Source organism: Yoonia sp., assembly GCF_965660735.1.
Lineage (GTDB): Bacteria > Pseudomonadota > Alphaproteobacteria > Rhodobacterales > Rhodobacteraceae > Yoonia.
Genome location: NZ_CBFIBD010000015.1, coordinates 1 through 26,189 on the forward strand (window position 1 = coordinate 1; position 26,189 = coordinate 26,189).

General features: G+C 58.9%; 23 protein-coding genes and 1 pseudogene. 14 read left to right on the forward strand and 10 right to left on the reverse strand.

Annotated elements, in window-relative coordinates; all coding sequences use genetic code 11:
- Together ACTG4B_RS07575 and ACTG4B_RS07580 are read right to left on the reverse strand one after the other, a co-directional pair.
- Positions 1-1,140 (reverse strand): TRAP transporter substrate-binding protein (locus ACTG4B_RS07575; protein ID WP_439155089.1); only part of this gene is annotated, 1,140 nt, incomplete at its 3' end.
- A 34-nt stretch (positions 1,141-1,174) separates the two neighbouring features.
- Positions 1,175-1,348: a hypothetical protein gene (locus tag ACTG4B_RS07580; protein ID WP_439155090.1), complete on the reverse strand. Its 174-nt coding sequence runs from the start codon at positions 1,346-1,348 to the stop codon at positions 1,175-1,177.
- 158 nt (positions 1,349-1,506) lie between these two features.
- On the opposite strand from ACTG4B_RS07580, the gene ACTG4B_RS07585 reads away from it, so the two are divergent.
- Together ACTG4B_RS07585 and xylB are read left to right on the forward strand one after the other, a co-directional pair.
- A complete protein-coding gene (locus ACTG4B_RS07585) occupies positions 1,507-2,532 on the forward strand; it encodes a LacI family DNA-binding transcriptional regulator (RefSeq protein WP_439155091.1) in 1,026 nt (341 codons plus the stop codon).
- A gap of 63 nt (positions 2,533-2,595) precedes the next feature.
- Positions 2,596-4,047, forward strand: coding sequence for a xylulokinase (xylB, locus tag ACTG4B_RS07590; protein ID WP_439155092.1), 1,452 nt, complete (start codon positions 2,596-2,598; stop codon positions 4,045-4,047).
- Here the strand turns inward: xylB and ACTG4B_RS07595 are convergent.
- The gene (locus tag ACTG4B_RS07595) at positions 4,032-5,183 is read right to left on the reverse strand and encodes an ROK family transcriptional regulator (RefSeq protein ID WP_439155093.1); all 1,152 of its coding nucleotides are present in this window, start codon (positions 5,181-5,183) and stop codon (positions 4,032-4,034) included. The genes xylB and ACTG4B_RS07595 overlap by 16 nt on opposite strands.
- A 116-nt stretch (positions 5,184-5,299) precedes the next feature.
- Here ACTG4B_RS07595 and xylA point away from each other — a divergent pair, with 116 nt between their 5' ends.
- Positions 5,300-6,607 carry a xylose isomerase gene (gene xylA, locus ACTG4B_RS07600; RefSeq protein ID WP_439155094.1) on the forward strand — a complete coding sequence of 436 codons (1,308 nt, stop codon included), beginning with the start codon at positions 5,300-5,302 and terminating at the stop codon, positions 6,605-6,607.
- 25 nt (positions 6,608-6,632) lie between these two features.
- Positions 6,633-7,691: a sugar phosphate isomerase/epimerase family protein gene (locus ACTG4B_RS07605; RefSeq protein WP_439155095.1), complete on the forward strand. Its 1,059-nt coding sequence runs from the start codon at positions 6,633-6,635 to the stop codon at positions 7,689-7,691.
- On the opposite strand, the gene ACTG4B_RS07610 is transcribed toward ACTG4B_RS07605, so the two are convergent.
- On the reverse strand, positions 7,692-9,233 hold the full coding sequence (locus ACTG4B_RS07610; protein ID WP_439155096.1) for a CRTAC1 family protein: 1,542 nt from the start codon (positions 9,231-9,233) through the stop codon (positions 7,692-7,694).
- A gap of 247 nt (positions 9,234-9,480) precedes the next feature.
- Between ACTG4B_RS07610 and xylF the strand changes: the two genes are divergently transcribed.
- The 5 genes from xylF (at position 9,481) to ACTG4B_RS07635 (ending at position 17,046) form a co-directional block, all read left to right on the forward strand.
- Positions 9,481-10,485 (forward strand): D-xylose ABC transporter substrate-binding protein, encoded by a 1,005-nt coding sequence (gene xylF / locus ACTG4B_RS07615; protein ID WP_439155138.1) that lies wholly within the window; start codon positions 9,481-9,483, stop codon positions 10,483-10,485.
- A gap of 97 nt (positions 10,486-10,582) precedes the next feature.
- The gene (locus tag ACTG4B_RS07620; protein WP_439155097.1) at positions 10,583-11,887 is read left to right on the forward strand and encodes a sugar ABC transporter permease; all 1,305 of its coding nucleotides are present in this window, start codon (positions 10,583-10,585) and stop codon (positions 11,885-11,887) included.
- Positions 11,887-12,639 carry an ATP-binding cassette domain-containing protein gene (locus tag ACTG4B_RS07625; RefSeq protein ID WP_439155098.1) on the forward strand — a complete coding sequence of 251 codons (753 nt, stop codon included), beginning with the start codon at positions 11,887-11,889 and terminating at the stop codon, positions 12,637-12,639. The genes ACTG4B_RS07620 and ACTG4B_RS07625 overlap by 1 nt, the downstream gene beginning before the upstream one ends.
- Before the next feature lie 221 nt (positions 12,640-12,860).
- Entirely contained in the window at positions 12,861-13,841 is a 981-nt protein-coding gene (locus ACTG4B_RS07630; protein WP_439155099.1) for an efflux RND transporter periplasmic adaptor subunit, read from the forward strand.
- Positions 13,834-17,046: an efflux RND transporter permease subunit gene (locus ACTG4B_RS07635; protein WP_439155100.1), complete on the forward strand. Its 3,213-nt coding sequence runs from the start codon at positions 13,834-13,836 to the stop codon at positions 17,044-17,046. The genes ACTG4B_RS07630 and ACTG4B_RS07635 overlap by 8 nt, the downstream gene beginning before the upstream one ends.
- A gap of 65 nt (positions 17,047-17,111) precedes the next feature.
- On the opposite strand, the gene ACTG4B_RS07640 is transcribed toward ACTG4B_RS07635, so the two are convergent.
- Together ACTG4B_RS07640 and ACTG4B_RS07645 are read right to left on the reverse strand one after the other, a co-directional pair.
- Complete coding sequence (locus ACTG4B_RS07640; RefSeq protein ID WP_439155101.1) at positions 17,112-17,759, reverse strand: glutathione S-transferase family protein; 648 nt, start codon at positions 17,757-17,759, stop codon at positions 17,112-17,114.
- Positions 17,760-17,835: 76 nt separating this feature from the next.
- Positions 17,836-18,615: a transporter substrate-binding domain-containing protein gene (locus tag ACTG4B_RS07645; protein WP_439155102.1), complete on the reverse strand. Its 780-nt coding sequence runs from the start codon at positions 18,613-18,615 to the stop codon at positions 17,836-17,838.
- Positions 18,616-18,742: 127 nt separating this feature from the next.
- Here ACTG4B_RS07645 and ACTG4B_RS07650 point away from each other — a divergent pair, with 127 nt between their 5' ends.
- The 4 genes and pseudogenes from ACTG4B_RS07650 to ACTG4B_RS07665 form a co-directional block, all read left to right on the forward strand.
- On the forward strand, positions 18,743-19,477 hold the full coding sequence (locus ACTG4B_RS07650) for an amino acid ABC transporter ATP-binding protein (protein WP_439155139.1): 735 nt from the start codon (positions 18,743-18,745) through the stop codon (positions 19,475-19,477).
- Positions 19,478-19,487: 10 nt separating this feature from the next.
- On the forward strand, positions 19,488-20,225 hold the full coding sequence (locus ACTG4B_RS07655) for an amino acid ABC transporter permease (RefSeq protein WP_439155103.1): 738 nt from the start codon (positions 19,488-19,490) through the stop codon (positions 20,223-20,225).
- A 29-nt stretch (positions 20,226-20,254) separates the two neighbouring features.
- The gene (locus ACTG4B_RS07660) at positions 20,255-21,607 is read left to right on the forward strand and encodes an MATE family efflux transporter (RefSeq protein ID WP_439155104.1); all 1,353 of its coding nucleotides are present in this window, start codon (positions 20,255-20,257) and stop codon (positions 21,605-21,607) included.
- Positions 21,595-22,061: pseudogene (locus ACTG4B_RS07665) on the forward strand (IS5/IS1182 family transposase); the annotation flags it as partial. The gene ACTG4B_RS07660 and the pseudogene ACTG4B_RS07665, both read left to right, overlap by 13 nt.
- Before the next feature lie 402 nt (positions 22,062-22,463).
- Here ACTG4B_RS07665 and ACTG4B_RS07670 read toward each other — a convergent pair.
- From ACTG4B_RS07670 to ACTG4B_RS07680, 3 genes are read right to left on the reverse strand one after another with little or no spacing between them, the layout of a single operon-like run.
- Complete coding sequence (locus ACTG4B_RS07670) at positions 22,464-22,883, reverse strand: DUF4345 family protein (RefSeq protein WP_439155105.1); 420 nt, start codon at positions 22,881-22,883, stop codon at positions 22,464-22,466.
- Entirely contained in the window at positions 22,883-23,905 is a 1,023-nt protein-coding gene (locus ACTG4B_RS07675) for an NAD(P)-dependent alcohol dehydrogenase (RefSeq protein WP_439155106.1), read from the reverse strand. Before ACTG4B_RS07675 ends, ACTG4B_RS07670 begins: the two co-directional genes overlap by 1 nt.
- Positions 23,906-23,917: 12 nt before the next feature.
- Entirely contained in the window at positions 23,918-24,628 is a 711-nt protein-coding gene (locus ACTG4B_RS07680) for a DUF4386 domain-containing protein (protein ID WP_439155107.1), read from the reverse strand.
- A gap of 90 nt (positions 24,629-24,718) precedes the next feature.
- Between ACTG4B_RS07680 and ACTG4B_RS07685 the strand changes: the two genes are divergently transcribed.
- Positions 24,719-25,618, forward strand: coding sequence for a LysR family transcriptional regulator (locus tag ACTG4B_RS07685; protein ID WP_439155140.1), 900 nt, complete (start codon positions 24,719-24,721; stop codon positions 25,616-25,618).
- 6 nt (positions 25,619-25,624) lie between these two features.
- On the opposite strand, the gene ACTG4B_RS07690 is transcribed toward ACTG4B_RS07685, so the two are convergent.
- Complete coding sequence (locus tag ACTG4B_RS07690) at positions 25,625-26,188, reverse strand: Crp/Fnr family transcriptional regulator (RefSeq protein ID WP_439155108.1); 564 nt, start codon at positions 26,186-26,188, stop codon at positions 25,625-25,627.
- Between the last annotated feature and the right edge of the window lies 1 nt (position 26,189).

Genomic DNA, 26,189 nt, shown 5'->3' on the forward strand with positions numbered 1-26,189 from the left:
GTGGACGTAGTAGCGGCCCTGTGTGCCTGCGGCCTCGACCATCTTGTCAAAGGTTTCCATGGATCCGGCCAGTTCGACCTTGAAGCTGTCCCACTCGGACCGTTGATAGCCGCCTGTGTCCTGCCATTCGGCCAGCTGGTCGTCAGACAGGGAATGGAACTGAACACCGGCCTTGCGCAGTTCGGCCATGGCATAGTTGCGGGCCGACGGCACCTTGGCAAGGTTCTGGTGGCGTGTGATCTCGGATGCTTCCATGATCCCGTCCTGTACATCGGCAGGCATGGAGTTGAACCATTCCAGGTTGCACGAATAAACCTGGCTGTCCGGGACCGCCTGCGTAAAGGTCACGTGTGACAGGATATCCTTGAAGCCAAACACATAAAGCGCCCCCACGGATGGGTCGAGCGCGTCAGCCACGCCCTGTTTGATGGCCGAAGGCGTTTCACCCCATGCCACGGGTGTCGGGTTGGCGCCAACCATGCGGTAATATTGCTGCAACATGGCCGAGCCGGGCACGCGGAATTTGACGCCAGACAGATCACCGGGGGTCAGAACCGGCCCGGCACCGCCTGCACGCATCGCCACGACGCGGGGGTCGATATTGACATAGAACAACGGCTTGAAGCCTGCGGCCTCGACCTTTGGGTTTACCTCGGCGGCCCAGGCATCGGAATGCACAAGGTTGGTGAAACGCTGGTTGGAACCGCAAAGATACGGCATGTTGATCAGATCAACGACACTGGCAAAGGGGGCAAAGTTGGCCAGCGAATGCTGGGCTGCCTGAATTGTGCCGCCCTGCACCTTTTGCACCAGCGACCCGCCTGCGCCCAACTGCCCGCCAGGGGCCAGTTTCACATAGACCTTGCCGTTTGTGGCGTTCTGGATGTTTTCCTTCAGGTCCAACTGCATGATCGGATAGCTGCGCGTCGCCCCCAGCACATAGGCGGTCGCGATGGTCATCACATGTTCGGCGGCGTTTTCGCGGTCTCTTTCCTCCATCGCGGTCTGTGCTGCGGCCTCGGTAGACCACAATGTGCCTGCGGCCCCGGCCACCAATGCAGCCGTAAAACCACCGGTCCCTGCCAGCTTGAGGAAATTGCGCCGCTCGGCCGACTTGAGCTGATCGTGCTTGGTTTTCATGGAATTGTCCTCCCTATGGACGTTGTTGAACTGCCTACTTTCTGGTGGCAGCTTCGCTTTTCAAGATCGCTACGACGAACATCACCGCCGCCGCGACAAGAACCAGCATTTCACCGACATTGCCCAGAAACGGGCTCCCGCCCATCGCGCCAAGGCCGACATTGGCGGTGAAAATACAAAACAGGATGATTGCTCCTAAAAGCGGCATCATGCGTCTCCTCCCAGTCGCAAAACCGATTCTACACCCACAATGTAAACGCTTACAATCCGCTGTGGCAAGAGTTTCCATTCCAGATCGTGCAAGGTCCATGATAAGACGTGGAAAATTCACGCCCAAAAGGCCCGTATGATCGCGCAGGGGATTGCATGACATCAGACCGACCGACCCCGACACTTCATGACGTGGCGGCACGTGCGAATGTATCGACCGCGACCGTTTCGCGCTGCTTGAACCTGCCCAATCAAGTCACGCAAGCCACCCGCGAAAAGGTAATGAAGGCGATCAGCGATCTGGGCTATGCCCCCAATTTTGGCGCGCGTGCGATGGCATCGCGTCGGACCAATACGATCGGCGCGATCATCCCGACGATGGAAAATGCGATCTTTGCGCGTGGCTTGCAGGCCTTTCAGGAAGAATTGCGCGAACATGGGTTTACCATGCTGGTGGCCAGCTCGTCCTACCGGCCGGATATCGAACAGGAACAGATCCGGTCGCTGGTGGCGCGGGGGGCCGATGCGCTGCTTTTGATCGGCCATGAACGCGATGCAGAGATTTACCGGTTTTTAGAGGCGCAGCGCGTGCCGGCGCTGGTGGTGTGGGCCTATGACCCTGCGATCGACCGGCCCTCGGTCGGCTTTGACAACAGAGCCGCGATGCGTGACCTGACCGATGAGGTGTTAAAGCGCGGGCACCGTAACCTTGCCCTGATTTCGGCCGATGTGGCGATGAACGACCGGGCGCGCGAACGGCTGGATGGCATTCGGGACGCCATGCGCGCAGCTGGACTTGACCCTGCTGCATTGCAGTTGATCGAAACACCCTACGGGATCGAAAACGGCGCCGCGGCCTTTGACCGGCTGATGGGGATGCCTGACCGGCCGACGGTCGTGTTATGCGGCAACGACGTGCTGGCAGTGGGGGCGCTGCGCCGCGCACGGGAACTGGGCCTGCGGGTGCCTGATGATGTGTCGATTACCGGATTTGACGATATCGAGCTGGCGCAGGTCGTGCATCCGCCCCTGACCACCGTACATGTGCCGCACCGTGAAATGGGCCGCCGGGCGGCGCGGGCGCTGGTGGATATGGTGCACCGGCGGCCGGCTGTCGCCCCGATTGATCTGGGCGCAGAGGTCAAGCTGCGCGCGTCGCTGGGTGCTGTGCCAAAGCGCTGATCGGATGTTGACTGGCGCTGCGATTGCCGATTAATTTCAGACACCGAATAAAAGGAAATTATCATGTATTTGGGTTTGGATCTGGGCACATCGGGGCTCAAGGCGATCTTGACCGATCGCGCGGGCAGGGTGATCGACACGGCGGAAATGCACTATGACAATCCGCATCCCCGGCAGGGCTGGTCCGAACAGGACCCCGCCGATTGGATCGGCGCCTGTGAACATGCGCTGGATACGCTCAGGGCGCGCCAGCCCAATGCGGTGGCGTCGCTGCGCGGTATCGGGCTAAGCGGGCAGATGCACGGCGCGACGTTGTTGGACGCGGATGATCAGGTCTTGCGGCCCTGCATTCTGTGGAACGACACGCGCGCCGCAAAACAGGCCGCATGGCTGGATGCGCAGCCGCGGATGCGTGAGATCACCGGCAATATCGTGTTTCCGGGTTTCACCGCGCCGAAACTCCTTTGGTTAAAAGAGCATGAGCCGGAAACATTCGAAAAGGTCGCCAAGGTTCTGCTGCCAAAGGATTATCTGCGTTTTTGGCTGACCGGAGAACATGTCGGTGACATGTCCGACAGCGCCGGCACGTCCTGGCTGGATGTGGGTGCGCGTGACTGGTCGGATCTGGCGCTGGCCACGGGGCATATGCGCCGTGACCAGATGCCGGACCTGTGCGAAGGCAGTGCTGTCAGCGGCCATCTGCGCGATGCGCTGCGCCAGGACTGGGGCATCACCGGACCAGTTGTCGTGGCCGGTGGCGGCGGTGACAATGCCGCTGCTGCCTGCGGTGCGGGATGTTTCGCCGAAGGGCAGGGGTTTGTGTCGCTGGGCACCTCGGGGGTGTTGCTGGCGGCCAAGGACCGTTTTGCACCCGATGCGGGATCGGCGGTGCATACGTTTTGCCATGCGGTGCCGGATCGCTGGTATCAGATGGGGGTCATTCTGGCGGCGACCGACTGCATGAACTGGCTGTCGCGCCAGACGGGCCAGTCGGCGGCTGATCTGGCCGGCGCGCTGCCCGACCGGATCAGCGGGCCGTCATCGCTGACCTTCCTGCCTTATCTGTCGGGCGAACGGACACCGCATAACAATGCCGACGTGCGAGGGGCCTTTGTGGGCCTTGATATCGCACAGGGGCCCGCTGATCTGACCCAGGCGGTCATCGAAGGTGTATCCTATGCGCTGCGCGATTGTCTGGCGGCGCTGAACGGCACAGGGACCGAACTGACATCCGTCATCGCCATGGGCGGCGGGGCGCGGTCGCGCTATTGGCTGGAAACGCTGGCCACGGTGCTGGACCTGCCGCTGTCGATCCCGGCGGGTGGTGAATTTGGTGCGGCATTGGGTGCCGCCCGTCTGGGCATTGCCGCGGATACCGGCGCGCCGGTGGCCGATATCATGACGCCGCCCGCGATTGCCGAAACCGTCGATCCGCGTTCCGACCTGCAAGACCAATATGCAGCGGGCTGGGAACGGTATCGTGCGCTCTATCCTGCGATTCAGGGCGCTGTCTGAGCGATCGCGCCAAGGTCGCGGACCGAAAGTGCCGCGACCTGTTCGATCCCATAGGCAGCGGCGCCTTTGGCCCACAGCAAATCCCCCCAGCCATGCACCCGGATATGCGGCATTGGCACGTCGACCTGCACGACAAGCTGGCTGACATCGGCCAGAACCGTCGCGGCGCAAAGCGGGTGCGCTGCGCCGTCCCGGCTGGCCAGAATCAGCAATTCGGGGTCAAAGACATTCACCAGGTTGGCCAGACCCATCGCAAACAGACGCCGGGCCTTGTCGCTTTCGGCGGCATTGGCGCGCGCAAGGGCATATGCCCCTGCGTATGCTTCCAGACAGCCGCGCTGGCCGCATTGGCACAATGCACCATCCGGTTCGACCTTGGTATGGCCGAATTCGCCGCCACACCCGCGTGCGCCGCGATAAAGCTGCCCGTCGATCACCATGCCAAGACCCAGCCCGTGTTCGATCGTCACCACCAGAAAGTTGCGCACCCCGCGTCCGTCACCGAACAGCTGTTCGGCCTTTGCCACAAGATTTGCATCGTTTTCGATAAAGACGGGGCAGGGCGCGCGTTCGGCCAGCATCACCCCAAGATCGACATTGCGTCGGCTGAGCGAGGTTGACCAATGCACAAATCCGGTGGTGCCGTTGATCTGGCCTGCCAGTCCGATCCCGATCCCTGACAGATATTCAATCGCCAGCCCGTTCTGGGCGCAGGTTTCGCTGACAGCGGCGATGATTTCGGTGCAAAGCCCGGTGCCCGTGAACTGCGACTGGGGTAGTTTATATTCATGGCTGCCGATTTCCTGCCCTTCGAAGTCCACCAAAAGCACGGTAATGACGTCTTTTGCGACTTTCAGCCCTGCAATCAGCCGGGCCTCTCCGCGCAGTTTCAGCGCCTCGCGGGGGCGCCCCCGTCGCAGGCCGGTGGGCCGGTCATCGGCAATGATCGGTGTGATCAATCCGGCCTGCAGCAGATCGGATGTGATCGTCGTGACCGTCGCCGGGCTTAACCCTGTCTGATGGGCAATGTCGATCCGCGCGATCTGTCCCGCCCTGCGGATTGCATCAAGCACGCGCAACCGCCCCGCGCTGCGGGGATCGGGCAATGGGATCGCGTAAGTGAGCGTATTTTGCATGGCGGCCTTCTCTTTTTATTTATTTTGACACAAAAATTATATTTGGCTATTCATTTTTGCGAAACGCGTAGCGACATGGCGGCGCGGGTAAATCCAGATCATGAAAGACAAGACAAATGACCACAGGTTTCTTTGACGGCATCGCCCCGATCACATTTGAAGGCCCGGACAGCACGAACCCGTTGGCCTATCGTCACTATAACCCCGACGAAATCGTGATGGGCAAGCGGATGGCGGACCATCTGCGCTTTGCCGTGGCGTATTGGCATTCCTTCGCCTGGGAAGGGGGCGACCCCTTTGGCGGACAGACGTTCGAGCGCCCGTGGTATCCGCAGGACGATATGGGCCGTGCCAGACAAAAGGCCGATGTGGCGTTCGAAATGTTCGATCTTCTGAATGTCCCCTACTTTTGCTGGCATGATGCCGATCTGCGCCCCGAACAGGGCAATTTCGCCGACAACCTGTCCACGCTGGAAGAAATCACTGATTACATCGGGCAAAAGATGGAATCCAGCAAAACCGGCCTGTTGTGGGGCACGGCCAATATGTTCAGTGATCGCCGCTGGATGTCGGGGGCCGCGACCAACCCCGACCCCGACGTGTTTGCCTTTGCCGCCGCGACAGTCAAGGGCTGCATGGATGCCACCCACAAGCTGGGCGGCCAGAACTATGTGTTGTGGGGTGGGCGTGAAGGGTATGAAACGCTGCTGAACACCGATCTGGGGCAGGAACTGGACCATATGGGCCGGTTTCTGAACATGGTCGTGGATTACAAGCACAAGATCGGATTCAAGGGCACGATCCTTGTAGAACCCAAGCCGCAGGAACCGTCCAAGCACCAGTATGATTTTGATGCGGCCACCTGCATCGGGTTCCTGCGCAAATACGGTCTGGAAAACGAGGTCAAGCTGAACCTTGAGCAGGGTCACGCCATTCTGGCAGGGCATTCGTTCGAACATGAAATCGCCGTGGCCGCCGCTGAAGGGATGCTGGGGTCGATCGACATGAACCGCAACGATTACCAGTCCGGCTGGGACACCGACCAGTTTCCCAACAACGTGCCAGAAGTGGCGCTGGCGTATTATCACATTCTCAAGGCTGGCGGGCTGGGCACAGGCGGCACCAATTTCGATGCCAAGCTGCGGCGCCAGTCGCTGGATGCGCAGGACCTGATTGCGGCCCATGTGGGTGGCATGGATGTGTGTGCGCGCGGGTTCAAGGCGGCTGCCGCGATGATCGAGGATGGCGGTCTGGATGCGGCGCTTGCAGACCGCTATGCAGGCTGGACCGGCGCAGAGGCGCAAGAGATGCTGAACAGCGATCTGGACAGCATTCAGGCGCGCGTTCTGTCGCAAGGCATCAACCCCGCGCCGCAGTCGGGCCGGCAGGAAGTTCTGGAAAACTACGTCAACCGCTTTGTCTGAATCGGCCACGATAGGAGGAAAGAAGATGCGCACAATCAAGGGGCCCGGCGTGTTTCTGGCGCAATTCGCAGGTGATGATGCACCTTACAACACCTTGGAAGGCATGGCGAAATGGGCTGCTGCCAAAGGGTTTAAGGGCGTGCAGATCCCCACGTGGGACACACGGCTGATCGACATGAAACAGGCCGCCGAAAGCCAGACCTATTGCGATGATCTGGTGGGGATGCTGGCCGGTCACGGGATCGCAATCTGCGATCTTGCCTCGCATATCGTGGGGCAGTTAATTGCGGTGCATCCCGCTCATGACACGGTGATGGATGCCTTTGCGCCAGAGGCGGTCCATAATGATCCTGCGGCCCGCCGCGCCTGGGCGACTGAACACCTGGGACTGGCCGCGCGCGCGTCCAGACGGTTGGGGCTGGACCGGCACACGACCTTTTCAGGTTCTCTGCTGTGGCCATACCTCTACCCCTTTCCGCAGTGGCCCGAAGGGTTGATCGACGAAGGGTTCACCGAACTGGCGAACCGCTGGCGGCCAATCCTGGATGATTTTGACGCGCATGGCATTGATCTGGCCTATGAAATTCATCCGACCGAGGATTTGCACGACGGGCACAGCTGGGAATATTTCCTTGAAAAGGTCGATCAGCATCCCCGTGCGAACATCATGTATGATCCATCGCACTTCGTGTTGCAGCAGCTCGATTATCTGGCATTCATCGACCACTATCACGACCGGATCAAAACCTTTCACGTCAAGGATGCCGAATTCCGCCCCGATGGGAAATCAGGCGTCTATGGCGGGTTTCAGCCTTGGGCAAAACGGGCAGGGCGGTTCCGCAGCCCCGGTGACGGGCAGGTCGATTTCGGCGGCATTTTCACGAAACTGTCTACCTATGGGTTTGATGGATGGGCCGTGCTGGAATGGGAATGTTTCGTGAAAAATGCCGAGGACGGCGCATCGGAAGGTGCGCAGTTCATCGCAGACAACATCATCACCGTGTCCGAACGCGCCTTTGACGATTTTGCCAAATCCGGTGCGGACCGGGCGGCGAACCGCGCGATGCTGGGGCTGACGGACTGATCACCGCCTGATCGGCACCACCTGATTGGCGGCGGCGGATATCCAGTCCGTTGCCGTCCCATCGGGCCAGATCACGCGCAGATCTGCAGCCTTTGCCGCGCCCAGACCGAAATGCAGCGGGATCAGGCTGCCGCTGACATGGCCGCCGCCGATTGTCACCTCGCGGGTCTGCACCCGGTCCCCGGCGCGCAGTTCGACAAAGGCGCCGATGGCACGGGTGTTGGGGGCGGGCTGGCGCAGATCAACCGCGATCCAGTTGCCCGCGTCCGGCGTCATGTTCTGCCAGACCTCCAGCGGGGCGCGGCGGTTGACCACCACGATATCCAGCAAGCCATCGCCATTCAGATCGGCCAGCCCCGCACCCCGGGCCCTGTCTGTGGTGGCGATGCCCGCCTGATCCGCCATTTCCACGAATGTTCCGTCAGGCTGCTGCATCAGCAGGTTATTGGGGTCGCGCATCGCCAATCCCGGCATCTGGTCCACATTGCCCTTGGCGATGAACAGGTCCGCGCGCGCGTCATTGTCGATATCGCCGAACTCTGCGTGCCAACCGGTCGATGGCCGCCCGTCGTCACCTGTGAAAGGGCGCTGCGCATATGTGCCCGTCGCGTAGGGCACCGCGTCAAAGCCTGCACCGGTATTTGTCATCAGTTTCTGATCCCCCATAGAGGTCAGCATGACCTCTGGCAGGCCGTCGCCGGTGATGTCATGGCTGGCGATGCCCATGCCCCAGATCTGGAACCTGTCCCAACCATCGGCGGGGGTCAGTTCGCGCAGTGGATCAAGCTGCCACATCTGTTCATAGCCATCGCGGATGTAATACTGCCGGTCGTTCGAGATACGCAGCATGGGCGTGCCACTGCGCTGCCAGTCGGAAAACAGCATCGACAAGGGGCAAAAGCCGGGGTCAAGGGCCAGGGGGGGCGCATAGCGGTCGCCGTTAGGGCGGATCAGCCAGTTGGTGTCGCAGGTGCCAAACGGGCCGGCAGGGTCGGTGGCATCGACGTAATTGCCGATGGCCAGCGTCGGCAGGGTCTGCCCCGTTTCCCAAGTGGCAGAAAAAGCGGTGGACCAGCGGGTGTCATCGGGCAGGCCAAAGGTGTCGCCTGTGTTGAACAGGCAGTTCCCCTGACCTTGCAGCAGCACGTTCGCACCGTTGCGCAATACCATCAGGTCGATGATGTCATCGCTGTCAAGGTCGATTGGATAGGCACCCGTCACATCGGTGAGGGTTGCCAGCGCGCCGGGCGTGAATGTGATGGGACCGCCCCGATCAGAGGCGTTGACCAAAAGCGTCGCAGGGGCCTTGCCACCCGCGGCAAAAAGATCGGGAAGGGCATCGTCGTTACAGTCGAAAATGGCAACGCCACCGCCCACGAAATGCGCCCAGCCGCCTGTGTAGACATGCGCAACCGGAAGGGCCGCCGGTCTGTCCTGAAATATCGGGGTCGCTGCAGCGGCCGTCGCAACTGCACCGAGCCCCCAACCCGCAACACAATATCCCAAAATCCTCGCCGGTTGCTTTTTTCTGTTCGGTTTCATGGGGTTCTTCATCCATTTTTGTTAGCGCTAAACTGCCCGAGGCACAGCGCCGTTGCAAGCCGCGCCTTTGCAGAACGGCCGCCGTGTGCCCTGTGCTGTTACAAATGTTTCATGGAAATTATTTTGTTTGACATTTTCGTTTGTTAGCGCAATAAATTCAGTCGGTAAAATAAGCCTGATGATGGCGTTATACCGTTGTGAAATGGGAGGACATTCAATGAAAAGAAGAACGATTCTTGCGGTCGCCATGGCCGCTTCGCTGCCCGGTGCGATGGCATTTGCCGATGCGCACAGCCTGACAGTGGGCGTAAGCTGGTCGAACTTCCAGGAAGAGCGCTGGAAAACCGACGAAGCCGCGATCAAGGCCGCCCTGGAAGCTGCTGGCGCGGAATATGTATCGACCGACGCACAGTCATCCGCTGCCAAGCAGTTGACCGATATCGAAAACCTGATTTCGCAGGGCGTTGATGCGCTGATCGTGCTGGGCCAGGACACGCAGGCGGTCATTCCCGCCGTGCAGGCCGCCGTGGACGAGGAAATTCCCGTCGTTGCCTATGACCGTCTGATCGAAGATTCACGCGCATTCTACCTGACGTTCGACAACGTCGAAGTGGGGCGCCTGCAAGCGGCTGCCGTTCTGGCGGCACAGCCGACCGGCAACTACGTGATGATCAAGGGTTCGCCCACCGATCCGAACGCAGATTTCCTGCGCGGTGGCCAGCAGGAAGTCCTGCAAGCGGCAATCGACAGCGGTGCGATCACGATCGTGGGTGAAGCCTATACCGATGGTTGGCAGCCTGCGAACGCGCAGCGGAACATGGAACAGATCCTGACCGAGCAGAACAACAACGTTGACGCTGTTGTCGCATCCAACGACGGCACTGCCGGCGGTGCAGTTGCGGCGCTGACAGCCCAGGGTATGCAGGGCATTCCCGTCTCGGGGCAGGATGGTGACCATGCTGCGCTGAACCGTGTTGCTGCTGGCACACAGACCGTGTCCGTCTGGAAAGACGCACGCGAACTGGGCAAGGCTGCCGCTGAAATCGCCGTGGCACTGGCCGGTGGCACATCGCCAGAGGATGTTGACGGCGCAGTGAAGTTCACCACACCCGGCGGCAACGAAATGAACGCCGTGTTCCTTGGCCCCGTGCCGGTCACGGCTGACAACCTTTCGGTGGTTGTTGATGCAGGCTGGATTACCCAAGAGGCACTGTGCCAGGGCGTTACAAACGGCCCGGCACCTTGCAACTGATCAGGCCTGATCGTTAAGCTACAGGCGCCGTCCCGATCACCCATCGGGACGGCGCACCTGTAATGGACTTTCCGAAGATTGATTTGCGGGATATGACATGACCGACAGCACGCACCCCACCGGCGCCACGCCGACACACGCCAACCGAACCCTTTTCCAAAGCCTCGAGCTCGATATGCGTTTGCTTGGGATGATTGGCGCGCTTGTGCTGATCGCCATTGGCTTCAGCATTGCCACCGGCGGTAATTTTCTGACCCCGCGCAATATTTTCAACCTGACGGTTCAAACCGTGTCCGTTGCTATCATGGCAACCGGAATGGTCTTCGTCATCGTCACACGCAATATCGATTTGTCGGTTGGCGCGCTGCTGGCCGTATGTTCTGCCGTTATCGCGATGGTGCAGACGCAGGTGTTGCCCGGGTATTTCGGGCTTGAACTTGGGTCGCCCTGGATCGCGCCGCTGGCGGTTTTGTCGGGGCTGGTTGTCGGCACCTTTATCGGGGCGTTCAACGGTCTGTTGATCGGCTATCAGGCGATCCCCGCGTTTATCGTCACCTTGGGTGGTTTTCTGGTCTGGCGCTATGCGGGCTGGTTCCTGACCGAAGGGCAGACCATTGCACCGCTTGACGGCACCTTCATTCTGCTTGGCGGCGCAGAGGGCACGTTGGGCGAATTCTGGAGTTGGGTCGTGGGTATTCTGGCATCGCTTGCTGCGGTCTGGGGTGTCTACAGTGCCCGGCGCAACCGGATCAAACATGATTTCCCGACCAAGCCGCTTTGGGCCGAATACACTATTGGCGGGCTCTTTGTTGCGGCCATCATGGGGTTCGTTGCAATCCTGAATGCCTATGACGTGCCACGCGGCAAGCTGCGCCGCATCTTTGAAGAACGCGGCGAGGTATTGCCGGACGGGTTCACACAGGGGCATGGTCTGCCGATTTCGGTGCTGATCCTGATTGTGGTGGCCATTGTGATGACGATCGTGGCCCGCAAGACACGGCTGGGGCGCTATATTTTCGCCACCGGCGGCAACCCTGACGCGGCAGAGCTTTCGGGGATCAATACCCGGCTGCTGACGGTCAAGATTTTCGCGATCATGGGCTTTCTGTGTGGTCTGTCCGCAATCGTCGCGCAGGCCCGTTTGCAGGCCCACACAACCGATATCGGCACACTGGACGAATTGCGCGTGATTGCCGCCGCCGTGATCGGCGGAACGGCACTGGCCGGTGGGGCAGGGACGATCTATGGCGCGATCCTTGGCGCGCTGATCATGCAGTCGCTGACGTCCGGCATGGGGATGGTGGGCGTTGACAGCCCGCTGCAAAATATCGTGGTCGGTGCGGTTCTGGTCTTTGCCGTCTGGATCGACATTGTGTATCGCCGCAAGACAGGAGACGTATGATGACAACGCCACTTCTGGAAATGAAGAACATCTCGATCCACTTTGGTGGGATCAAGGCTGTGGATAACGTCTCGATCAGCCTGAACGCAGGCGAGGTCGTTGGCCTTTTGGGCCATAACGGCGCAGGCAAATCGACGCTGATCAAGATCCTTGCCGGGGCCTACAAGGCCGACGAAGGCGAGATTTTTGTCGATGGCAAAAAGGTGGAGATCAATAATCCACGTGATGCGCGCGCGCAGAACATCGAAACGATCTATCAGACGCTGGCGCTAGCCGATAACCTTGACGCGGCGTCGAACCTGTTTCTGGGGCGTGAAATCACCACCCCGCTGGGATTGGTGGACGACGCCAAGATGGAAGCGGAATCGCGCAAGATCATGGCGCGGCTGAACCCCAACTTCAAAAGGTTTTCAGAACCTGTGCGGTCGCTTTCGGGCGGGCAGCGCCAGTCGGTCGCGATTGCGCGCGCGGTCTATTTCAACGCGCGCATCCTGATCATGGACGAACCGACAGCCGCACTGGGCGTGCATGAAACCGCGATGGTCGCGGATCTGATCAAGGAACTGAAGGCCCAGGGTCTTGGTATTTTCCTGATCAGCCACGACACCCGCGAGATGATGGACCTTTGTGACCGTGTATCGGTGATGAAAAACGGCCAGATGATCGGCGACGAGCGGGTCGAGGACGTGACAGAAGATGACATTCTGTCGATGATCATCATGGGAAAAAACCCCAAACGCGACGCGGCCTGACGCGCGCCAGCCGGACATCGGAAAAAGGGGCAGCTTCGGCTGCCTTTTTTATTCTGCCGACCTTGATGCGGACATAGCCGCACGATCGATGCAAGTGGTAAAGCCGGTCTTATTCCGAAATCCGGGCAGGGGTGTTCGGTTGATCGGATGCCGCGACAAAACTTGCAACCTATTCACAAAAATGCATATGATGCAGCGCGCTGTTATCGGGGATACTTCAAATGCCAAGACGCCTGCTGATTGGAACCTTGCTTGCCCTGATGCCCATGATGGTCTGGGCCCAGGATGACGTTTTTGCCCGCAATATCGAGATCACTGACTGGAAGGCCGTTTTTGGTCGGATCGAGGCGCGCGACCAGATCCCTGCGCGTTCGCGGCTGGGCGGAACCCTTGTCGAGGTCAGTGCTGTCGAGGGGATGACCGTTTCGGCAGGTCAGCAGATTGGCCGGGTTGTGGATGAAAAGCTTGCGCTTCAACTCACTGCGGTGGATGCGTCGCTGCAATCGCTTGGATCGCAGCTTGCCAATGCCGAAGCAGAACTGGCACGTGGGGAAAACCTGCTGCAACGGGGCGTAACCACAGCACAGCGGCTTGATGCCCTGCGGACGCAGGTCGATGTGATCCGCGGCCAGATCGGCGCAGCCGAGGCAGAGCGCAACGTGCTTGAACAGCGTAAAGCCGAAGGTGACGTGTTGGCCCCGATCGGGGGGACGGTTCTGACGGTGCCGGTCGCCGCCGGTTCGGTCGTCATGCCGGGCGAAACGATTGCCACAATCGGTGGCGGTGGTTTTTTCCTGCGGCTGGCCGTGCCGGAACGCCACGCTCTGTATCTTGAAGAGGGGGACACCATCCGCATCGAAGCACCCGACGGCGCACGGCAAGGGCGGCTGGCCAAAATCTATCCCCAGATCCAGAATGGCCGCGTCATCGCGGATGTAGAGGTTCCTGGTCTTGAAACCGATTTCGTGGATGCCCGCGTTCTTGTGCGGCTTCCCGTGGCCACATCTTCGGCCGTTGTTGTTCCCGTCAATGCTGTCACTTCGCGGATGGGTCTTGATTTCGTGACGGTGGTGGGGCCGGATGGCACCCTGCGGCCGCGCACCGTCGTGGTCGGGGCGCCCCATACCGTCGACGGTCGGGCGCTGGTTGAAATCCTGTCCGGTCTTGAAGGTGATGAGCAGCTGGTGACCGACAGTGAGTAATGGGTCCGACAAGACGCCACTTGGCATCGCCGGAGGGCTGACCAAGGCGTTCATACATTCTGCGTTGACGCCCCTGATGATCCTTGCCGCGCTGGCGGTCGGGCTGGTTGCGCTGGTCAGCCTCCCGCGCGAGGAAGAGCCACAGATTTCCGTGCCCCTTGTCGATATCCATATCCAGGCGCCGGGTCTTAAATCGGAGGACGCGGTCAAGCTGGTGACGGAACCGATGGAAACCATCGTCAAGGGCATCAACGGGATCGAACATGTGTATTCCCAGACCTCTGACGATCAGGCGATGGTCACCGCACGTTTTGTCGTCGGCACGTCGTCGGATGCCGCGATCTTGCGTGTCCACGAAAAGATCCGCGCCAATCTTGACCGCATCCCGGTCGGCATCGAACAGCCCCTGATCGTTGGACGGGGCATTGACGATGTGGCGATCGTGGCGCTGACATTGTCACCCAAGGATGCGCAGGGCAGCCTGACCGCGAATGATCTGACCCGCGTCGCGCGCGAATTGCAGGTTGAACTGGCCAAGATCAGCGATGTCGGCCTGACCTATCTTGTCGGCGAAGCCCCGGAAGCCATCCGGATCGCCCCCGACCCTGAACGCCTTGCGCTTTATGGTGTGACGCTGCAACAGCTTGCGGGCAAGGTCGAAGGGGCCAACCGGTCGTTTTCGACGGGTCTTGTCCGTGATGACGGCGAACAGATCGCACTTGTCGCCGGAGAAACACTGAAGGCCCCGGCAGACGTGGCCAATCTGCTGCTGACAACCCGCGATAACCGGCCGGTCTATGTGCGCGACGTGGCCGATGTGCGCTTTGTGCCCAATACTTCGGACCGTATCGTCGCCAATGTCACGCGCGGCGAGGATGGCGGGATTATCCGCACACCGGCGGTGACGCTTGCCATCGCCAAACGCTCTGGTGCGAACGCGGTGACCGTGGCCGAGGAAATCCTGCACCGGACCCATCTGCTTGAAGGCACCCTGATCCCTGACACCGTTCAGGTCGATATTACCCGCGACTACGGCGAGACAGCCGACGAAAAGGCCAACGAATTATTGTTCCACCTGGGTCTTGCCACGGTGTCCATCGTGGCGTTGGTGTTTCTGTCAATTGGCTGGCGCGAAGCGATCGTTGTCGCCGTCGTGATCCCGGTCACGATTCTGCTGACGCTTTTTGCGGCATGGGTCATGGGTTACACGCTCAACCGTGTCTCGCTCTTTGCGCTGATCTTTTCCATCGGGATTCTGGTCGATGATGCCATCGTGATCATTGAAAATATCGCGAGACACTGGGCGATGCCGGATCGGGCAAGTCGGACAGAAAAAGCCGTTCGCGCCGTGGCCGAGGTTGGTAATCCAACGATTGTCGCCACGCTGACCGTGGTGGCAGCCTTGCTTCCGATGCTGTTCGTATCGGGCCTGATGGGCCCCTACATGAGCCCGATTCCGGCGAATGCTTCGGCCGCGATGATCTTTTCCTTTTTCGTGGCCGTGATCATCACGCCGTGGCTGATGATGAAGGTGGCAGGTCGCGCCCCGATGCATGGTTCCGAACATGAAGACGGCAGCCATCACGGCGGCACGCTTGGCCGCATTTATTCTGCGATCGCGCGCCCTTTGTTGCGGACAAAATCCGGCAGCCTTGTGTTCTTGTTGCTGGCCGCGGCGCTATCCTTTGGATCGCTTGGCGCGCTTTATACCAAGGACGTGACCGTCAAGTTGTTGCCGTTCGACAACAAGTCAGAGCTGTCCGTTGTCATCGACCTGCCCGAAGGGTCATCGGTCGAGGCGACCGACGCAGTTGCCCAGGACGTCGCCCGCATCGCGCTTGAGGTGCCAGAGGTCATTTCGGTGCAGACCCATGCCGGGGATGCCGCGCCGTTCAATTTCAACGGGCTGGTCAGGCATTACTATCTGCGGGCGCGCCCCGAGATGGGGGATGTCCAGATCACCCTTGATCACAAGGAACACCGCACGCGCACCAGCCACGAGATTGCGCTGGACCTGCGCGCGCGGATCGCGGCAAGCGACATGCCCGACGGCACGAGCCTCAAGACGGTCGAACCCCCCCCCGGCCCGCCGGTCATCGCCACGCTTCTGGCCGAGGTTTATGGCCCTGACGGTGAAACCCGCCGTACCGCCGCAGCCAAGATCCGTGCGGCATTCGAAAGCGTCCCGTTCATCGTAGACGTCGATGACAGTTTTGGCGTGCAGCCACGCCGACTGCGGGTCACCATCTCGACCGATCAGCTGGAATTCTTTGGCGTGCAGGAACAGGATGTTTTCACGACGCTTGGGATTTTGAATGCCGGCACGACGGTGGGCTATTCGCACCGCGGCGAAGGTCGGTATCCGATCCCGATTACCGTGGAACGCGACAAGTCAGATCGCGTTGTCGATGAGCGGTTCCTTTCTACACCGATCCCCGCCAACGTCCTGCCCGGTGCGCGCGGGGTTGTGGAACTGGGCGATGTGGTCGTGATCGAGGAAGAATACGCCTCTTTCCCGATTTTCCGCCACAATGGTCGCGCGGCTGAAATGGTCATGGCGGAACTGGCAGGCGATTTCGAAGCCCCGCTTTATGGCATGCTGGCCGTCGCCGATGCGCTGGATGCGATGGAATGGGACGACGGCACCAAGCCGGAAATCCGCCTGAACGGCCAGCCCGAGGATGAAAGCGGGGTCACACTGCTGTGGGACGGCGAATGGGAGGTGACGTGGATCACCTTCCGCGACATGGGCGCGGCCTTTGCAGTGGCGCTGCTGGCGATCTACATTCTGGTCGTCGCGCAGTTCGGTTCGTTCAAGCTGCCGCTGGTGATCCTGACGCCGATCCCGCTGACTTTTCTGGGCATCATCGCCGGTCATTGGCTGTTCAGCGCACCGTTTTCAGCCCCTTCCATGATCGGCTTTATCGCGCTTGCCGGTATCATCGTGCGGAATTCTATACTGCTTGTCGATTTTATCCGCCACGCGGACCCGGAAAAGGACAAGGTCGAAACCCTGATCGAAGCGGGCGCCATTCGTTTCAAACCGATCCTGCTGACTGCGGTGGCAGCCATGATCGGCGCGGCCGTGATCCTGACCGATCCGATATTTCAGGGCCTCGCGCTGTCACTGCTGTTTGGTTTGCTCAGTTCGACTTTGCTGACGGTTTTGGTGATCCCGGCAATCTATCGGGTGTTCAGAACCTAGATCTGGTGCCGCAGTGTTGTCGGCAATTCTGACAGACAAGGCCACGTGCCGCTCATTTTCGGCGCTCAAGAGGGCTTTGCCTTTGCCAAATACGCGTCCATCGCTGGCCGATAGTCGGCCAGTTCCTGGGCGACGACGTCAAATCGCTGCAGGCGGGCATCGTAATCGGTCACGATTTTGGGCCAGTCGACAGGCAGATCAAGTGCGGTCTCGAAGGCCTTGATCCAGGCGAATGTCACGGCAAATCCACAATCACATAACCAGAGTTTACGCGTGTCCAGCGGGTTGGCCGACAGCAACAGCGCAAGGGATGTAAGGTGCCTGGAAATCAACGCACCGCCGGTTTTTACGGCGTCTGCGTTGCGTGTCGCATATGCGACTTGCGGGTAAATTGCACGCACTGCAGGCTCTAGCCGGGTATCGTGGGACCGGCTGAACTCGCGTGCCTTGGCGCGCAGTTTGACAGGTTCGGGGAGCATCGGAATATCGGGAAATGCGTCTTCCAGATATTCCGCGATTGCCTCGGAGTCAGAGAGCATGAAGCCATCATGGATCATCGCCGGAAGATTGCCCGACGGCACGATCGCGCGGTATGCGGCCGACCCGTATCCGCCCGGCGGGGGAAGCTGTTCGAACGGAATTCCCTTGTGACGCAACATGATGCGCAGCTTGGCACAGTAAACGGCAACAGGAACCGAATAGATCGTCAGCATGGCACACCTCTTGGCGGTAAAAGCGAAAGGCCAACCACGCAGGGTTGGCCTTTGGTCGTCGATTGCGGAAAGCGGATCACTCGGCCATCAACTGCCATTTGACGCCAAGATCGTCAAAAAACCCCTGTTCCCGCTTCAGCGTGATCCAGGTGTTCACATAGTTGATCCAGACCTGATCGTCCTGCGGCAGCAGCATGGCGATTGGCGTTGGCGAACGCCCTGCGGCGACGGGGACGATCATCAGTTGATCGTATTGTGCCACCAGCTTGTTGGCTTCCACGTTGGATGTGATGCTTGCGTCCGCACGGCCCGAAAGGACCTCTTGGAAATCACGGGCCGGCGCCTCGACGATCCGGTGGGTTGCTGCCGGGAAATACTGCTTTACCTGCGTTTCTTGTGTGGTGCCAAGGGTGGCCGCCACCGAGACGCCCTGGACATTCAGATCGCCCCAGTCATTGAAACGGTCCGCATTTGTTTTCAACGTCAACGGCACGGTCGCCAATGAAAAGTAGCTGTTGGAATAACCGGCTGCCTTGGCACGGGCAGGTGAAACCGACGCAGACCCCGTGATATGGTATTGGCCAGAGGTCACACCCGCGACAAGCGTTTTCCAGTCCGTCGGCACGAAAACGACCTCGACCCCCAGATCGGCCGCCAGGGCCGTCATCACGTCGATGTCGTAGCCTTCGTAGGTGTTTGTGGCGACATCACGCATGGACATCGGGTTCCAATCGCCTGTGGTGCCGACTTTCAACACGCCTTCTGACAGAATTTCGTTCAGTGCGGACTGCGCCGAGACCTGGACGGCGCTTGCTGCGATCGTTACCGCAACGGCGGCAATTTTAAAGAATTTCATGGGTTTCCCTTGTGTTGCATTAGTTACATCTAGAATGCAGGAGAAGTTTGGAAATGCAAACGACACCAGAATATCACTTTTTGCGCGGAATCTGCGTGTGAGACAGACAGATCGGACCGAAACAGCGATGCCCATCATCTCCATGCGGAACGTGTCAAAGTTCTTTGACGACTTTCAGGCGTTGAAAAATGTGTCGCTCGACGTGGCCTTGGGCGAACGCGTGGTTATCTGCGGCCCATCCGGGTCTGGCAAGTCAACGCTGATCCGCTGCATCAACCGGCTTGAGGCACATGAGGCTGGTGACATTATCGTCGACGGAACGACCTTGACGGACAAGCCAGCTGATCTGGAAAAAATCCGCAGCACCGTCGGCATGGTGTTTCAGCAGTTCAACCTGTTCCCGCATCTGACCGTCATGGACAATCTTTGTCTGGGCCCGCGCCGCGTTCTGGGGCTGTCCGAGCAAGCGGCGCGGATGCGGGCGATGAAACACCTGGAACGGGTGCAGATTCCCGATCAGGCCGATAAGTTTCCCCGCCAGCTGTCGGGGGGACAACAGCAGCGTGTTGCGATCGCGCGATCGCTGTGCATGGAGCCGCGGATATTACTGTTCGATGAGCCGACATCGGCGCTCGATCCTGAAATGATCGCAGAGGTTCTGGATGTCATGACAGAGCTGGCCTCGTCGGGGATGACCATGATCGTCGTTACCCATGAAATGGGGTTTGCCCGGCGCGTGGCCGACCGTATGGTCTTTATGGACAAAGGTGAAATCGTCGAGGTCGGCGCGCCAGAAGATGTGTTCATTGCGCCGAAATCCAAACGGTTCGGCACATTCATCAAGCAAATCTTGAATCATTAAAGGCCGGCCCATGAAACGCTTTGTTGTCCTCGCCCCTGCGTTGCTGCTTTTGTCAGGCTGTTCCAGCAATTGGGGTTGGTATGTGGTCGATCCCACGACAACGTCCGGCTGGAACAACCTGAAATTCATGGCAAGCGGCATGTATTATACCATCGGCATGTCTGTCACCGCGATCCTGATGTCGGTCGTCGTGGGCTTGCTGGTCGCTATGCCGGGGCTGTCCGCAAGACACGGCTGGCGGATGTTCAACCGGATCTATGTGGAAATCGTCCGCTCTGTGCCGGTGCTGGTGCTGATCTTGTGGGTCTATTATGGTTTGCCGGCGGTATCGGGGATCACACTCAATGTGTTCTGGGCCGGTGTGTTTGCCCTGGCGCTCAGCGACAGCGCCTTTCAGGCCGAGATTTTTCGCGCCGGCATTCAATCCATCTCAAAGGGGCAATATGAGGCGGCGCAATCCATTTCGCTGAACTACCGGGATACGATGCGCTATGTGATCCTGCCACAGGCGATCCGGCGCATTTTGCCGGCGCTTGGCAATCAGTTGGTCTATATGCTGAAAATGTCGTCGCTTGTATCGGTCATCGGGATGCAGGAACTGACACGCAAGGCGAATGAACTGGTCGTGTCGGAATACCGCCCGCTCGAAATTTACACCGTTCTGGTGCTGGAATATCTGGTCCTGATCCTGATCGTATCGGCTGGTGTGCGCTGGCTGGAACGGCGCATGAAAGCGAGTGACACCTGACACAGAACGATGATCTGACGACCGGCGCAATGTCCGGTCATTTTCGCGCTCTCGCGATTCCGGCCGCCTTTGGGATGCTGTTTGCGACGCTGTATAACGTCGTCGATGTCTATTATGCAGGGATGTTATCGACAGATGCCCAAGCAGGGCTTGCGATCGGGTATCAGGCGTTTTTCGTTCTCATGGCCGTGGGGTTCGGACTTGGTTCCGCACTAAGTGCGCTGGTAAGCAACACCAAGGGCGCCCGGGATCCATCACAGACGCAGATTTTCATTGCGCAAGGGCTGGCGTTTGGTGTGATCGCCACGTTGGTCTCTATGGCCATCGGTTGGATAATTGGCCCGTATCTTATCGCGCTCGTGTCAGAACCCGGCGAATATCGCGACGCAGCGATGGGGTATTTCCGCTGGTTGATTTTTGCGTTGCCCGGATTTTTCATGGCCTATGGCGGCAACGGAATTTTGCAGGCACACGGCGACAGCCGCAGCATGCAACGCGCCCTGATGGTCGCGTTTTTTGCAAATATCGCACTGAACCCGTTGTTCATGTTCGGCGTTCCCGGGGTCTGGGGTGGCATGGGGTTCAATGGCATCGCCGTTGCCACAGTCATCAGCCAGACGGGCGTGATGCTGTTCATATTGTCGCGCATCATGCGCCTTGCGGTCATGCAGTCTGTCCCGCTGTCTGCGTTCCGTCCGCTGCGCGCGCGCTTTGCCCAGATCACCGCACAGTTGGTCCCTGCCAGTTCCGCGATGATGATCATGTTCGTCTCCGGCTTCGTCGTCCAGTTCGCGCTCAAGGAGTTCGGTGGACACGCGGTGGCAGCCTATGGGGTTGCGTTGCGGATCGAACAGATCCTGCTGTTGCCGGTCTTGGGCATGACAGGTGCGTTATTGCCGATCGCGGGGCAGAATTTCGGCGCCAAGGACTATGACCGCGTGCGCGCCGCGCTGCGGTTTTGCTGGATGACCGGCTTTGCAATGACCGTCGTCGCGACGCCGTTGCTGCTGTTCGGCGGCGCATTTGCAATGTCGGTATTCACCGATGATCCAGAAGTGATCCGCGTCGGGTCAAGCTATCTGTCGGTCGATGCTTTCCTGTTTCCGGTCTACATGATGCTGTTTTCGATAAATTCTTTGCTACAGGCACTCAAGAAACCGGTTTGGACGCTGTGGATCAGCATCTACCGTCAGGGGTTTGCCGTCGCATTCTTTATCTGGGTGTTCATCGGGGTGCTGGATTTCACTGTCTGGGGGGTCTGGCTGGGTATAGCCGCCGCAGTCAGCAGCGGCTGGCTGCTGTCTGTGCTGGTGGCGCAGCGTGTGGCGCGACAGACAATAGGCGGATTGCAGGATGCGGCTGCTCTCGGGCCGCGGGATTAAATGAAGTAAAGTTCACGTCCCATTCCGACCCTAGTAGCCAATGGACAGCAGCGCGCAAAGGCCCCGCGTTCTTTGCTTATTCCACCAATTATCTGATCGACACAGATCACAGTGTCATCGTCGATGTTGAGGGCAAAAGATCGATCCCCACATTCCGGTGCTGGACAAAGCCGGGCGCACCGACGGCACCTGGTCGCGGGCCGATTTTGAATGGGACGCCGACAATGACCAATACATCTGTCCTGAAGGCGCGGCACGCAAACAGTTCCGACGAAACCATTCCGATCCCAATCGCGGCCTCGACGGCAAAGGTGTTGCCAAATACCGCGCACTGAAGCGGACCTGTCAGGCCTGTCCATTGAACGTAAAATGCTGCCCAAACACCGACTTCCGCTCCATCACCCGCGAAGAACACGAAGATGCCCGTCAGGTCGCCCGCGACATCGCCAAAACCTCTGCAAACTGGCCAAGATCTTTCCCGCACCGCAGCAATCGTGCAAAGCCTGACAAGAAAGGCACTCGCCCTCGGTTTTGAGCCGCACATTCTGCGCCAGCAACACGTTGTTTTTCAACAGGATCAGCGGATACCGGACATTCGCTGCGGCATGAACCAAGGTCTGCTATGCGGGAAAAGCCGTCTTGTGCAGGTGCGGCCTTTGCTCACGCAGCAATTGCTCGCACTTGCAGCACTAGAAACTCTTTGAGGTAGTGCGTTTCGCCAAAGCGGTCGTTGATCGCAACTGCTTTGACCTTTATCAAATTTCCCTTTCAGGGGGCTTTCGATACTGCAAATAAATGGACTGTCTTACAAATCGCGACAGCGCCTGCTTACAGAATTTTCCGATCCTCGAAAACTCTACACGTCTCGAGGTGCAGATACGACCAGCCACCTCGCAAGGAGTGGAAACCCGATAAGTTCAAGTGTGAGTGATGCGGCAATGGCCGCGTTGAATATCACATCCAAGTCCATGCCGCTTAATCGAAAAAGGCCCGCGAGTGCGATTATGCAGGACAGAATGATCAGGGGCTGGCGAAACGCGCGCAGCGCGAAGCCGCCGATCAGGAATGTGGCACCAACACCAAACAAGACCCCGCCAAGAAATCTGATATGGCTGTCTTGCGCACTAAATACTGCCGCATCCGTGATCGCAACGAAGTCTCGTGACGACTGCCAGCCGAGAGTCTTTATCCCACCAAGCCCTATGTTTAATCCCAGAAAGATGATTGCGGCGCCGATGATTACGACGACCGTGTTCAGTGGTTTTAATTTGTTCACTATGCCGCCCCCAGATGCAGACTTGGGGTGCAATGCTTTGCGTCGCTCTGACTAACCGAAACGATCACATTGCCTTTCTTGTGGCCAGTGTCGACATGCGCATGGGCGGCTTTCATGTCGTCAAACGCATAGCTTCTGTCGATGACCGGTTGCAACTCGCCTTGCGCGGCAAGCTTCACGACGGCCTCAAGTATCTTTCGGTGCTCGGATGCGACGCCGCCCACCATTCTCTTGCCCTTCAGGCGCGCTTTGAGGCCACCAGGCAGCATATCCGAAGTCTTGCCAGCGATCAGGACCATTTTACCACCAGATCGGACGGCGTGTTGTGCTTGCACCCATGGCAGGGTCCCGACGGTGTCGATGACCATGTCATATTCAATGCCCTCCTCAATGACATCGTGGGTGCGGTAGTCGATCACGCGGATGGCACCCACGGCGCGGATCATCTCGGCGTTCTTGCCACTGCAAACGGCTGTTACATGGGCGCCAAGGTGCTTGGCGATCTGAACGCATGCAGACCCGACAGACCCAGAGGCCCCGTTGATCAGGACGGTCTCGCCCTTTTGCAGCTTGGCCTTGTTGACCAAAAAGTCGTAGGCCGTCGTGCTTCCGAAGGGGATGGCGGCGGCGTGTTCAAAGCTGATGTTGTCCGGTTTCATGGTCAGCTTTCCGTTCGCTGGCATCGTGATAAATTCCGCATGTGCACCAAAGGTGGCACCGGGAAACCCAATCACCGCATCGCCAGGTTGGTAGTTGGTGACTTCTGCGCCAACCGCTTCGATTACACCAGAAAACTCAGTACCAAGGATCGGTTTGCGTGGGCCGCGCAAACCAAACACCAGCCGTCCCATGAACCCCAGTCCCTTTGGCATTGTCAGGCTGCGTGCGCGCCAGTCGCCAGCGCTGACGGTGGTGGCTTGGATGCGGACCAGAACCTCGTTTGGTTTTGGCGTAGGTGATGGAACCTCGACTTTCTCAAGCACGTCAGGTGAACCGTATTGTGTGTATGAATAGGCAAGCATTGAAAGTCTCCTTTATGCGGTTGCTGGCGTGAATTGGGGGGATGTGCGGCCACCACAGATCAGCAGCCAAAGGCCAAAGCTGATTTCTGAGAGGGTGACGATGACCAATAGCGCAATGACGCTGTAATCGAGTATGGCGACATCCGTGAATGTCAGCTCGACGACGCCTTGCACCAGATAGCCGAATGCGCCGATGAACAGACCCCGGCCCAGCAGATGCGGGACCACATCGGATTTCAGGATCAGCCAGCCAAGTGCCAACAAGTGCACACCGAAGAATAACTGCCACACAAAGACGCCCATCGCATGAGCGTCAAAACTGAATTGGACAAGGGTATGAACGGTCTCGGGTGCGGATGCTCCGGTGAGCAGGATATAGGGCATGACCCATAACAGGATGTTTATACCCATCACTGTAATCATGCCTGCCCGCGAGATCAGCGCGATCGTCGCCATCTTTGGTCCGACATGGCGGAACATGTGATAAAGGATCGCTGTAATGGCCAATTCAAACAGGATCACCAAGCTGTCGGCGACAACGCCAAGCTTGAACAACCCTTGATTGGCCAGCAGGTTGGCGCTTGATGTGGCCGCGTCACCGGCAACGATCTGCATCGGAACGTAGCCGATGCTGAAACCGCCACAGACGGCGATGGCAAGATAGAGCGCACCAGCGGTGCGTGCAGCTACGGGATCCCAGCTTGTGTGTGAAGGTGTGGTCATCTCGTTTCCTTCGCGGTTGAAGTTTTGTCTTGGAAACAGGTTTACGCCTTCGGGATAGCTATGCGAATTGACCAAAATCTGATTTTTGATATGCACATCTGCATGGATTGGCGTGCTGTAAAATTTGACTGGAACAAAGCCCGCGCCTTTTTGGTGACGGCCGAAGAAGGATCGCTGTCTGCGGCGGCCCGCGCTTTGGGCATGGCACAACCAACCCTTGGGCGTCAGGTTGACGGGCTAGAGAAAGAACTAGGCGTTGTGTTGTTTGAACGCGTGGGCCGGGGTCTGACACTGACGCCAAGCGGTATGGAATTGCTGGAACATGTGCGCGGGATGGGCGACGCAGCAGGCCGCGTTTCGCTGGCCGCCCTTGGCCAATCACAAGCGCTAGAAGGTAGTATCAGCATTTCGGCCAGCGAAACCTATGCTGCCGTCCTGCTGCCGCCGATCATCACGAAACTACGCAAAGAAGAACCGGGCATTCACGTTGAAGTCGTCGTGGCCAATCACGCCAGTGACCTGCTACGCCGCGAAGCAGACATTGCGATCCGTAATTTCCGGCCTACCGAACCTGACCTGATCACCAAGAAAATCGGCATGGCAGACGCCATTCTCTATGCCACGCCTGACTATGTCGCCTCGCTGGGGCATCCCAAGATGCCATATGACCTGCGGCACGCGGACTTTGTGAACATGGACCACAGTGGTGCGATGCTCAAAGGGCTGAATACTCTTGGGCTGGGCCTGACAGAAGCGAATTTTCCGCTGCTGACAGAAAGCTATCTGGTGATGTGGGAGTTGGTAAAACAGGGGGCCGCCATTGGTATTCTGGATGCGCATATCGGGGACGCAGAACCTGAGGTTGTGCGGGTCTTGCCTGATCTGGAACCTTTGTCTTTTCCAATCTGGTTAGTAGCCCACCGCGAATTGACGACAAGCCGGAGGATCAGGCGGGTCTATGACTTTCTGGTCGAAGAGTTGAAGCGCTAGGACTGCTCAACTGTGGCGCAGGCGGCTGAGTGTCACAGGAGTGATACCCAAGAACGACGCGATAAGCGCGTGGTTAAAGATGTCTTCAAAACCCGGATAGGTTTCGCGAAACCACGCCAGCCGATCAGCCCCGCCAAGCGCCGCGAGGCACCACTCGCGATCTGCCTTCTGGCTGAGTGCCCCTCGCAACACGCCGTTAGCCCAGTCCCGGATGGGTTCAGATGCAATCATCAACTCTGTCAGCCGATCACTGTCGATCCGAGCGATTTTCGCTTCAGTCGTCGCCGTGATCGACACAAGGGACCGGCCCTCGCGCGTGCGGGCAATCGCGGGGGTCACAACACTGGGCCCCACGTACAGACCCACGCAGACCTCTTTGCCGTCGTGATCACAGATGGTGCTGGCAAGGTGGCCTTCCAAGACGATGATTTCACGGCTGTCGCAATCGTTTTGGCGTATGATGTCTGCCTTTGCCGTCACCTTTGCCGTAGTCCATTCGGCAGCAAACCCGTCGGTTAAATCGCCCCGAGACAAGTCGGGCGATTGCATCAGAAACGTCCGTAAATCCATA